At 62.8% G+C, this 11,450-nt stretch carries 8 protein-coding genes; 1 reads left to right on the forward strand and 7 read right to left on the reverse strand.

All coding sequences use genetic code 11. The annotated features are described in order from the left end of the window. Positions 1 to 214: 214 nt before the first annotated feature. The 6 genes from FHS84_RS18805 to FHS84_RS18830 all read right to left on the reverse strand — a co-directional run bounded on the left by FHS84_RS18805 (position 215) and on the right by FHS84_RS18830 (position 8,816). Positions 215 to 1,033, reverse strand: a complete 819-nt coding sequence (locus FHS84_RS18805; RefSeq protein ID WP_166937081.1) for a carbohydrate ABC transporter permease — start codon at positions 1,031 to 1,033, stop codon at positions 215 to 217. After that, entirely contained in the window at positions 1,030 to 1,905 is an 876-nt protein-coding gene (locus FHS84_RS18810) for a carbohydrate ABC transporter permease (protein ID WP_166937082.1), read from the reverse strand. The genes FHS84_RS18805 and FHS84_RS18810 overlap by 4 nt, the downstream gene beginning before the upstream one ends. Next, a complete protein-coding gene (locus tag FHS84_RS18815; RefSeq protein WP_166937083.1) occupies positions 1,902 to 3,155 on the reverse strand; it encodes a sugar ABC transporter substrate-binding protein in 1,254 nt (417 codons plus the stop codon). The genes FHS84_RS18810 and FHS84_RS18815 overlap by 4 nt, the downstream gene beginning before the upstream one ends. Next, positions 3,152 to 4,672: a glucoamylase family protein gene (locus FHS84_RS18820; protein ID WP_166937084.1), complete on the reverse strand. Its 1,521-nt coding sequence runs from the start codon at positions 4,670 to 4,672 to the stop codon at positions 3,152 to 3,154. The genes FHS84_RS18815 and FHS84_RS18820 overlap by 4 nt, the downstream gene beginning before the upstream one ends. A gap of 188 nt (positions 4,673 to 4,860) precedes the next feature. After that, a complete protein-coding gene (locus FHS84_RS18825; protein ID WP_166937085.1) occupies positions 4,861 to 7,755 on the reverse strand; it encodes a TonB-dependent receptor in 2,895 nt (964 codons plus the stop codon). A gap of 59 nt (positions 7,756 to 7,814) precedes the next feature. After that, a complete protein-coding gene (locus FHS84_RS18830; RefSeq protein WP_166937086.1) occupies positions 7,815 to 8,816 on the reverse strand; it encodes a LacI family DNA-binding transcriptional regulator in 1,002 nt (333 codons plus the stop codon). 151 nt (positions 8,817 to 8,967) lie between these two features. Between FHS84_RS18830 and FHS84_RS18835 the strand changes: the two genes are divergently transcribed. Further along, entirely contained in the window at positions 8,968 to 10,314 is a 1,347-nt protein-coding gene (locus FHS84_RS18835; RefSeq protein ID WP_166937087.1) for a GH1 family beta-glucosidase, read from the forward strand. On the opposite strand, the gene FHS84_RS18840 is transcribed toward FHS84_RS18835, so the two are convergent. Then, positions 10,315 to 11,415: an ABC transporter ATP-binding protein gene (locus tag FHS84_RS18840; protein ID WP_166937088.1), complete on the reverse strand. Its 1,101-nt coding sequence runs from the start codon at positions 11,413 to 11,415 to the stop codon at positions 10,315 to 10,317. Between the last annotated feature and the right edge of the window lie 35 nt (positions 11,416 to 11,450).

The raw sequence follows: 11,450 nt of genomic DNA on the forward strand, positions 1-11,450 counted from the left end.
CTCGATGAACGGATCGCGCGCAAGCTTCGGCTTGGCAAAGCCGGGGGCGGCAACGGCCGCAAGCGCGAACATCGAGGCAGCACCTTTCAAGGCACCGCGGCGGCTAAGCTGACAAGGATTCACGGGAGCACTCCGGGCATAACCAGTCGTTGTCGTGAAAGTAAGGTTGGAGGCCGCAAAAGGCAAAGCTCCTCACGCGGCCAGACAAAGAGTCTCATCCTTTGACGCTCCCCGCCAACAGCCCCCTCACATAGTGGCGCTGCAACGCAAGGAACAGGACGAGCACCGGCGCAGTGGTGACGACGGCGCCGGCCATGACCATCGCACTGTCCTGGACATGCTCGCGCGACAGCGAAGCGACCGCCAACGGCAACGTATAGAGCTGGTCGTGGGATAACACGATTAACGGCCACAGGAAGTCGTTCCAGGCACTCAGGAACGTGAAAACGCCGAGCGTCACCATGATCGGGCGGAGGTTGGGAAGTACGATTTTGAGGAAAATCTGAACTTCGCTGGCGCCGTCGACCCTGGCCGCCTGCAGCATCTCGTCGGGCAGGCCGAGCGCGTATTGGCGGACCAGGAAAATGCCGAACAACGACGCCATGAACGGCACGACGACCCCGCCGTAGCTGTTCAAAAGGCCCAATTCTTTCATGAGAAAGAAAAGCGGTAACATGCTGAGCTGGCCAGGGATGATGAGCGCCGCCAGCAGACCGCGAAAGATTCGGTCGCGGCCGGCGAACCGCAGCTTGGCGAAGGCATAGCCAGCCGCCACGTTGAAGGCGAGCGACAATACGGTGGCCAGCGACGCGACGATGAGACTGTTGAGGACATAGCGGCCCATGTTCTGATGGGCGAAGAGTTCGCGATAATTGGCGAGCGTCGGATGCGACGGCCACAGCGGCGGCGGGAAACCGACCGCATCGTGCGGCGGCATCAGTGATACCGATACCATCCACGCCAACGGGAACAGCGCCATCAGCGATGCGGCGGTCAGAAAGAGTTCGGCCAGGATGGCGCGACGGGATTTCATGCCACGCCCTCCCGTGTCCGCGGCCGCAGCAGCGACAATCCGACCAGAACGGCGAACAGGATGAACGCGGTCGCCGAGGCGTGACCGAGGTTCCACCATTTGAAGCCGTCCTGATACATGAAATAGAGGAGCGTGACGGTCGATTGGGCGGGGCCGCCTTGGGTCATGACATACGGCTCGGCAAAAATCTGGAAATAACCCGCGGTGGTCAGCAGCGCCACCAGCCAGAGGCTCGGCGCGATACCGGGGACGGTGACATGGTGGAAGCGCATCCACGGCCCCGCCCCATCGACGCGCGCGGCGTCGTAAAGATCCTGCGGCACGTTCTGCAACGCCGCCAGAAGGATCAGCATGTTGTAGCCGAAGTTCTTCCACACCGCGAACAGGATGATGGCGGGCATCGACCAGCGCGGATCGCCGAGCCAATCGACGGCGGGAAGTCCGATGGCATGCAGGATTTCGTCGAACGCACCGCCGCTGCCGAGCAGATAGCGCCACACCACGGCGGCCGCGACGAGACTGGCGACATAGGGCGCGAACAACGCGGTGCGATGCAACGATTTCAGCCGTACCGCGGGGACGTTGAGCGCCATGGCGGCAATAAGCGACACCGCGATCGACAGCGGCGCGCCGACGAAGGCGAAATAGCAGGTGTTGGCGAACGCGCGCCAGAACAGCGGCGTTTGCAGCAGGTCGAGGTAATTGGCGAACCCGACGAAGCGCAGGTTGTGCAGGCTCGCCAGGGCGTAAATGTCGAAATCGGTGAGGCTCATGACGAAAGCGGCGCACACCGGCCCGAAGAAGAAAACCGTCAGCACGAACAACGCCGGTGCCGCGAAAAGAAATCCGGGAGAAAGCCGCCGCGTCCTCATGCTTGCGCCCGCCCCCGCATCCAGCGCCGCTTGGCGAGCACCGCATCGGCGAACGCATCGAGGCGTGCCAGAGCGGCGTCGAGCGGCTCCACCCCGCGCACAATGCGCTCGAGCGCCGTCGCCATCTCATTGGCAATGCGTTCCCATTCCGGCACCATCGGCGGCGGCTTGGCGATCATCAGTTGATCGAAGAACGCCTTCGAGCGCGGGTCGCGCATCAGTCCGGTGTCGAACCAGGCCATCTGATCGGCGGGCAAATCGCCGGTGGTCCGATGCAGGATCTGCTGCTGACGGGCGTTGCAGATATAATCGATGACGGCGAAGGCGCGCGCCTTGTTGCGCGAGGCCCGCATCAGACAGAGACTGACGCCACCGGCGAGCGACGCACCGGCACCGGAGAGTCCAGGCAAGGGCGCGGTCGCCCAAGCATCATGCAGGTCCGCCGGAAGCCGCTGGGCGAATTCGCCCAGATTCCACGGCCCCGAAATCAGGAATGCAAAATCGCCGCGGGCGAAGCTGCCATAAATGTCCGGTACCTCGGTGTTGGTGACCACCGGCGCGAAACCGCGATCATACAGCGACGCGACATAAGCGAAGGCCTGCCGCACAGCGGGCTGACGGAAGCCGCCTCGCGTACCGTTGTCGAGCAGAAGCGGAGCGCCGGCTTGCAGTGAGAAGGCCACCAGCGGCTCGTACTCGTTGATCGGCATCAGCAAGCCGTGACCGGCGCGCGACAGCACCGACAACTGCCGATCCCATTCGGAACGCGTCACCGCGATGCGGTCGAACCCCGCCGCTTTGAGCAGGTCGCGCCGGTAGTAGAGAAGACGGGTGTCGACATACCAGGGAAGGCCGTAGAGCTTGTCCGCGATCGTCACCGAGCGCCGCGCAACGGCAAAGTCCTTGTTCAAATCGATCCTGTGGGCGGCGACGAACGGTTCGAGCGGTTCGAGGGCATCGAGGGCGACGAACTCGGGCACCCAGGTATTGCCGAGCGCCAAAACGTCGGGAAGGCTGTCGGCGGCAAACGCCGTCAGCAGCTTTTCGTGCGCCGAGCTCCACGGCAAAGCCTGAACCACCACCTCGGTGCCGCGATCCCGCATGAAGCGCTCGGCGAGCGTACCAAGCGCCTCGCCTTCGACGCCCATCGCCCACACCTGTATGGCACCGGATGAACGGGAACAGGAGGTGAGGCCAATCGCGCCCGCAGCCGCGGCCGATGCCAGAAGATGGCGCCGGTCGAGCTTCATTTTGCCCCCGCGACGAGCCACTTTCCGTCGCTCTCCAGCGGTTCGAAGCCGGCATGCAACAGGCCGCGCCGTATGATGGCGCCGGTATAGGGATCATCCTTGAGCAGCTTCCAGACAAAGCCGGACCGGTAGTTCTCGAGCATCGCCAGGATCGGCCCCTGATCGATCCCGAGATAATCGTTCGACACCCAGCCGGCCCGCGGCGTCTGCCGTCCGTAGGGCGACTGATAATCGCCGCGGAAGGTCGGATTGAACGAGTCGTAGAAACCGTATTTGCCGTAAATGTCGCTGCCGTATTTGGCCAGCATGGCTTTCGTGGCCTGGATGCAGATCTCGGGCGCAAACACCACCGACGAAATCGCCGCGGTCGGCGCGATGGTGCCGTCGTCGAGCACGCCTTCGTCGTCGTCCTGCGACGGGCCGCGGGCGGAATAGCTGTGGAACTGGATTTCGCGGCCGTCGATCTTGAGCGTGACGTCGCCGGGACCGTCGCACGCCGTCAGCCCCCAGATGTTCGGACCGTAATCGGCAAATTTCTTCGGATTGGCGATGGCGTAATTGCGCTGAGCAACCGTCGCGATGCGCGAGTTCTCGAAATAGTCGCTGTGATGGCTGCGCATATAGGGGTCCACGATATGCTGCAGATCGTACCACACCTCGGTGTATTGGTGGCCCATCATCGGACCGAACCCGAGGTGAGGGTCTCCGAAATTCGTGCCCCAACTCAAGTCGTAGGTGGCGCACCAGTAAGCCCAGGACTCCGGCGACAACGGATACTTCGGCGACGCCATGGCGAGAAGGTAGATCATCATGCCTTCGTCATAGCCATTCCACGTCGTGCGGTTGAACCCGGTCTCGGGGTCCCATCCCATACTCAAGACGCCGTTGGCCTGCTCGAAGAACGTCCAATCGGCGCGCTCATAGAGGGCGTAGGCGTGGGCCCGGATCTCGGTCTCGACCGGCGTCTTGCGATTGAAGAACGCGGCAGCGGTCAACGCCCCGAGGAAGAACATGGTCGAGTCCACGTTCGACAGTTCGCAATTGGCGAAGCGGTTGCCGTCCTTGAAGTCGAGAAAATGATAGAAGAACCCCTTGTTTCCGATGCAGCCGGTCTTGGCGTCGCCTTGGCGGCCGTTCCAGAAGGTTCGCAAGGTCGTCAGCGTGCGCTCCGCCGCCTCGCTGCGGCTGACGAAACCGCGATGAACGCCGATGCAATAGGCGGTCAAGGCAAAGCCCACCGCGGCGATGGAGCAGTATTGGTTCGACGGCCAGCGGTCGGGCGCCAGTCCCGTCTTGGCATCCGTCGCATGCCAGAAAAAGTCGAACGTCCGGCGCTGAACGTCGGTCAGCGTGGCATCCCAATACTTGGGTGCTTGCCGCTGATGGCGCGCCGAACGCCGCGCCGCAGCCCACGCCGATTCGCCGTAAAGAACGAGGCCGGGAACAGCCGTCAACAAAGCGCGGCGATCGAGGCCGCGGACGACGTTTTTCTTCACACCCTCAGAAACCGCGGACATGCTGCTTCCGCCCAGGCGCCCGATCAGAAGAGGATTACGCAAGGCAACGCCTCCGCGAACCACTGCCGAACAGGTTCAACGCGCCGCTGTAGCTGCGGTGCCCGGTTGCGCACACGGTTCCACCCCCTCTATACGTCCGATCCGCAGCCGGAAAAACACATCCGGACTGCGGACCGGTATTGACTCCGTTAGAAATGATACTTGATGCCGACCTGGAACGTACGGGCGGGTCCGGTCGTGTCTTTGTCGGGCCGCAGCGTGGCAGGCGTCGTGTCATTGCTGAAACCGGCGACCCATTGCGAATAGGTCCGGTTGATCCAATCGAAGACGTTGTAGACCTGGAAGTCGAGCGTCACGTTCTGGCCTTCGAAGGTGTCGAACGTCTTGGCAAGCTTGAGATCGATTTGCTTGTAGTTCACCAGACCCTTTGGATAGTACCAGCTCTGATTGAGCCTGCACGCCGGAGCCCGGCAATCGGCCCTGCCGAACGGTGCGCCCGATGCCAATGTCACCAAGCCGGAAAGCGACGTGCCCCACGGACCATCGACGACGGCCGAGGTCACCCAGCGATAGCGGTCGACACCGGAAGCCGCGTGCCAGCCGCCCGCTTCGGGCGTGGCGACATCGAAGTTGAATGCGTCGCTGTCGTTGCCGAGCGCCCGCGCATTGGCAATGGTCAAGGTCGAACTGAAGCCCCATGGCGAGGTCTCGCTATAGGCCTTCGAAGCGGTCAGATAGACCGCATTGTAGTGCGTGCGGCCGCTGTCGTTGGAGATGATGAAGCTGCCGAAACCGGGCAGCCCATTGCCCCAGGGCTGACAGGCATATTGCGGGCCGTTGACGCACCACGATCCATCCGCCTGGCGGTTGCCCAGCATCCAATTGAAGTTGTGGTAGCCTTCGATATGCGCGAACGTCACGCCGGTATCGAGCCAGCCGAATTTCTGACGGATGCCGATGTTGAACTGGTCGGTGTAAGGCACCTTGTTGTTGTTCTTGAGTGCCTCAATTTCGCGCGCCCCCGAAACGGCGCCGAGGGTTTCCAGCTTGGCCGGATCGAGATAAGCCGGATTCCACGGCACCTGCCCTGGCCCAGTGCCGAACACGAGCGAATACTGCGATGCATAGGAGCGGCGATATTCGAGCTGGGTATAGTCGTAGATGTCGCGATCGTAATAGCGGCCCGCGCCGGCAAAGAACACCGTTTCGCCATCGCCGTCGAGATCGTAGGACGCGCCCAGACGGGGCTGGAACATGCCCGCCGTTGCCGTGCGATTGCCGCCATTGGAGATGTAGTCTTCGGGATTGAAGCCGGCGTTCTTGAAGTTCGACCAGCCGCGGATCGCCGCCGCCACATCGGGCGGGGTGATGAAATTGTTGTCGAACATGTTGGTTTCGTAGTCCCAGCGCAGGCCGATATTGACGGTCAGGTGCTGGTCCACCGTCCAATCGTCCTGAATGAAGACGCCCAATTGCATGTTGGAGCTTTTCACTTCCGGACTGCCGACATTCACTTGCGCCGCGATCGGGGTGTTGGATCCGCTAAAATTATAGGTCGTGGTGTCGTAGAAGTACTGATGCAAGGCTTCGGTAGCGCTGTAGCTGTAATGGGCGATCTTGATGCCCGCCTTCAGGATGTGCTGGCCGTACCAGTCGATGCCGGCATAGGTGAGATTGTCCTTGAAGGTGAAATTGTCCTGCGATTTTTTCTGGTGATACTGGTTGCCTCCGGTCAGCGCCACAACGGAGCAGTAGACCGTGCAGCCAGCGGTCGATGATGTGTCCACCAGCGTGATATTGGGCGAGTTGTCGAGGTTCGACTGCTTCCAGTGATAGGCCTGCACTTCGAAGCTCATCTCGTTCAGCACGTCGCCGGCACGATGCTTCCAGTTCAAAGTCCCCTGACGCACGAACTGGTTGAGGTTGTGACCGGCCGAATAGGTGGTCGAGCCGCCGAAGTCGCGCCGGTCGCTTTCCTCGCGATCCATCAGCGTCAAGTCGATGGTGTCGTTGTCGCCGACGTCCCAAGTGAACTTGGCGAACGGCATCTTCTGATGGAAGTTGCCCGCAGAGGCCGTGCCGGTCAATTTCGCAAGTTCGGGCGGAGCCAGCCGATTGCTGAAATTATAGGGCGTGGTTGGGGTATTCTGGTCGACGGCCTCGTAAGCCAGAAGGAAATGCAGTTTGCCTTCGATGATCGGGCCCGAGAAATTGGCGCCGTACTGGTGCCGACTGTAATCGGGCTTCTCCGCGCCGCGCGAATAGTATGGCTGACCGACCATATCCTTGCCTTGGTATTCCTCGAACAGATCGCCATGGAAGTCGTCGCCGCCGGTCTTGGTCACGGCCGTGATGATGGCGGTGCCGGCCTGCTCGTATTCCGCCTTGAAGTTCTGGGTCGATACTTTGTACTCGTCGATCGCCGCCAGCGGGAAGGGGTTGCCGCGGGAACTCTCTTCGCCCGCTACACCGCCTTTGAGCACCTGATTCTTCATGCTCTGGCCGTCGATGAAGACATTGACGCGGCTGGACGAACCGCCGCCGGCGCTGAACGTCTTGTCGCCGGCAATACCGGCGTTCTGCACGATGACGCCGGGCGCCGTCGCGGCAAAGCCGAGGAAGTTGCGGTCGAGCTGCGGCAGCTTTTGAATCTCAATTTGCGAAACGGAGGTCGCCACTTCCGATGCGTGAAGATCTTGCTGCGGGGCGAACCCCTGCGCCACTTTGGTGCCCGAAACGACGACGGTCTCGGTCGCCGCGGCACTGGCATCGAGATTGAGCGTCGCCGTGGTGCCGACCGACAGCCGGATGCTTTCCTTGTCGCTTCCGGCCGTGATTTCGTAGGCGCCCGGCCGCAGGCCGAGGAAGATATAGCTGCCGTCGCTGCGCACTTTGCCTTGGACCGTCTCGCCGGTCGTCCGGTTGACGGCTGTGATCGCCGTTCCCGCGGCGGCGTTGGCGACAGTGCCTTGCAGCCGCGCGGTCTGCTCGACGGCGTACGCCGGATCCACTGAGAATGCGGCCATTATCGCGATGGCCGATGCGGTCAAAACGAGCCGCGCCCGATTGGTCAGATTGAACATGCCGTAACCTCCCCTGATTTCCGTTTTGCGGAGCCGCCGGTTTCCGGTCGTGCCTCCGCTCAGTTGGTGTTCGTTCCTCTCTTCGAACTCTCCCGAACTACGAGTTGGGGAGAAATCACGATGCCTTCCACTTCCGATGCGTCACCGGCTTCGATGGCCGAGACCAGCATCTCGAGCGCCTGCTTTCCGAGTTCGCAGACTCCCACCCTCAACGTGCTAAGCGGCGGAGAGGTGAAGCGGGCCAGCGGAATATCGTCGAATCCGATCACCGCAACGTCTTCCGGAACGGCAAGACCGGCTTCCTTGATGGCGAGGATCGCGCCCGCCGCCATCATATCGTTGGCGACAAAGACGCCGTCCGGCCGATCGGCGCGATCGAGCAGAGCAGCCATCGCGCGATGGCCGCCCTCTTCCGTGAAGTCGCCTTCGCGGACGCGCAACTCAGCACCGGGATCGACCTCGGATGCCGTTGCGGCAAAACCGCGGAAGCGTTCCTGGGCATCGAGATTTTCGGCAGGCCCGGAAATGTGCGCCAGACGGCGGCATCCATTGGCGGCAAGATGGCGAACCGCCGTGCAGGCTCCGGCGAAATTGTCGACTCCGATCGCGCACCGCTCGCTGCCGTCCGGCCTGCCGCCGATCGTTACCAGCGGAACGGTGACCGGCAAATCGCCCGCGCTTGCGACCGGCGACATGACCAGAAGCCCGTCGACCCGTCCCGACATCGACTCGATGACGGCCGCAGCTTCGGCGAGATCGCCGTGCGATCCCGACACCAAGAGATGCAGGTCGCGCGCACGCGCCGCGATATCGACGCCGCGGATGATCTCCGAAAAGAACTCGCCGTAGATATCGGGAAGGAGCAGACCGACCGTGTTGGTCCGGCTGGTGACCAGGCTGCGCGCGCCCCAATGCGGCACGTACCGCAGCCGTTCGGCCGCCTCGAGCACCCGCGCCCGGACGTCCTCGGTAACCGTGCCGATCCCGTTCATCACCCGCGATGCGGACGCCACTGAGACGTCTGCCTCACGCGCCACATCCTTGAGTGTCGACCCCTTCATGGTGGGCCCCGCGTTGCCATGCCTTCAAGAAAACGTTTTCTTTAGAGCTTGTCAAGAAAGAAGTAAACGTTTACACAAGGCAATAACGCCATTTGAGGGGCCCAAAATGCGATGTGCCGCTAAGACAATTTATTGGTGTGCGAGGTAGCACGTGGCGGCTTTCCCGAGCGGATTCCTGTGGGGGTGTGCCACCTCGGCCTATCAGATCGAGGGCTCGCCTCTGGCCGACGGCGCCGGTCCCAGCATCTGGCACCGCTTCGCCCATACACCCGGCCTGATGCGCGACGCCGAAACCGGCGACATCGCCTGCGACCACTACCGGCGGTTCAAGGACGATGTGGCGTTGATGAAGCGCCTGGGCATGCAGGCCTACCGCTTTTCGGTTTCGTGGTCGCGGATTCTGCCCGACGGTACGGGCCGCGTGAATCAAGCCGGCGTCGATTTCTATTCCCGCCTCGTCGACGAGCTGCGCGCCAACGGCATCGAACCGTTCGTAACTCTCTATCATTGGGACATGCCCGCGGCGCTGGACGACAAAGGCGGCTGGCTCAATCGCGACTCCGCGGAATGGTTTGCCGAATACGCCAGCGTGCTGTTCCGGGCGCTCGACGGCCGCGTGACGAAATGGGCGACGCTGAACGAGCCGTGGGTCGTCACCGACGGCGGCTATCTCTTCGGTGCGCTCGCACCGGGGCACCGCAATCTGTTCGAAACGCCGATCGCCTCGCGCAATCTGATGCGGGCGCATGGCGCGGCGGTTCGCGCCTATCGCGAGACCGGACGGCACGAGATCGGCCTCGTCGTCAACATCGAGCCGAAATATCCCGCCTCGGAAAGCCCCGAAGACCTCGCCGCCACGCGCCGGGCGACGGCGTATATGAACGAGCAATATCTCGATCCGGCGATGCTCGGCCGCTGTCCGCCCGAACTACGGGACGTCTTCGGCGAAGCCTGGACGGATTGGAGCGACGACGATCTCGCCGCCGTTCGCCAGCCGATCGATTTCCTCGGCATCAACTACTACACGCGCGCCGTAACGCGCGACGATCCGGCGGCCTGGCCGGTCCGTACCGCAACGGTGCGCCAGGACGGCGCGTTCTATACCGAGACCGGCTGGGAAGTGTACCCGCAAGGGCTGGTCGACACACTTGTGTGGATCAAACAACGCTATGGCGACATCCCGCTCTACATCACCGAAAACGGCGTGGCGCTGGCCGATGCGCCGGTGGAAAACGGCCGGCTGCACGATCCGCAACGCATCGAATATCTGCGACAGCACCTCCTGGCGCTGCACCAGGCCATCGCGGCGGGGGTGGACGTTCGGGGCTACATGGTGTGGTCGCTGCTCGACAATCTGGAATGGTCGCTCGGCTTCTCCAAACGTTTCGGCATCGTCCACGTCGACCGGCAAACCCAGGAGCGCACGCTCAAGGACAGCGCCGAGTACTACAGCCGCATCATCGCAAGCCATGGACGCGCACTGGACGATCCAACCTGATCACGGCCGCTTGCGCGCGAAGGCCGCGCCGCGGGCGTCGAAGAGATAAGCGTCATGGGGATGGAAGCCCAAGTTCAGCATCTCGCCAGCTTTCACGTGCTCCGCCGCCGCGACAAGCGCGACCAGCGGCGCGTCATATCCGTCCAGCACGCCATAAACCGTGACGCTCGCGCCCAAGGTTTCCACGATATCGACGCGCACCGGGAAGCCGTTGTCCTTCTCATCCGGTTTCAGCGCATCGGGACGCACGCCCACTGTCACGCGGTCGCCCGGCTGCGGCGCAACGTCAGCGGCGGCAAACCCGACGCGAATCTGCCGGCCGCCGGCGATCTGCACGCGCGCTTCTTCGCCCTCGACGGCCACGAGTTCGCCGGGCAGAAGGTTCATGCGCGGCGAGCCAAGGAACGACGCCACGAACAGGGTCTTGGGCGCGTGATACACCTCGAGCGGCGAACCGACCTGCTCGATGCGGCCCTCGTTGAGCACCACGATCTTATCGGCGAGCGTCATGGCCTCGACCTGATCGTGCGTCACATAGACCGTCGTCGTTTTGAGTTCGCGGTGCAGGCGGGCGAATTCGTGCCGCATGTGAACGCGCAAGCCCGCATCGAGATTGGACAAGGGTTCGTCGAGCAGGAACAGACTGGGCTTGCGCACGATGGCGCGGCCGATCGCGACGCGCTGGCGTTGGCCGCCGGACAAGGCCTTGGGCTTGCGGTCCATCAGCGCTTCGATCCCGAGCAGCCGCGCCGCCCGCTCCACCGCCGCGCGGATTTCGTCGGGAGCCTTGCCCGCCACCTTGAGCGCGAAGGCCATGTTCTCGAACACGCTGAGATGGGGATAAAGCGCGTAGGACTGGAACACCATGGCGACACCGCGCTTGGCCGGCGCGACGCCGAGAACGCTTTGCCCGTCGATCAGCACATCGCCCGAGGCCGGCGCCTCAAGTCCGGCGAGAATGCGCAGCAAAGTGGACTTGCCGCAACCCGACGGACCGACCACCACGACAAACTCGCGGTCGCCGATCTCAAGATCGACGTTCTTGAGAACGGCCTGACCGCCGAACGCCATTTCCAGAGACTTGAGAACAACAGCAGGCATGAAGCACCCCCTCGCGCACGATAGCGGGTCGCGCA

The organism is Rhizomicrobium electricum (assembly GCF_011762045.1).
GTDB classification, from domain to species: Bacteria; Pseudomonadota; Alphaproteobacteria; order Micropepsales; family Micropepsaceae; genus Rhizomicrobium; species Rhizomicrobium electricum.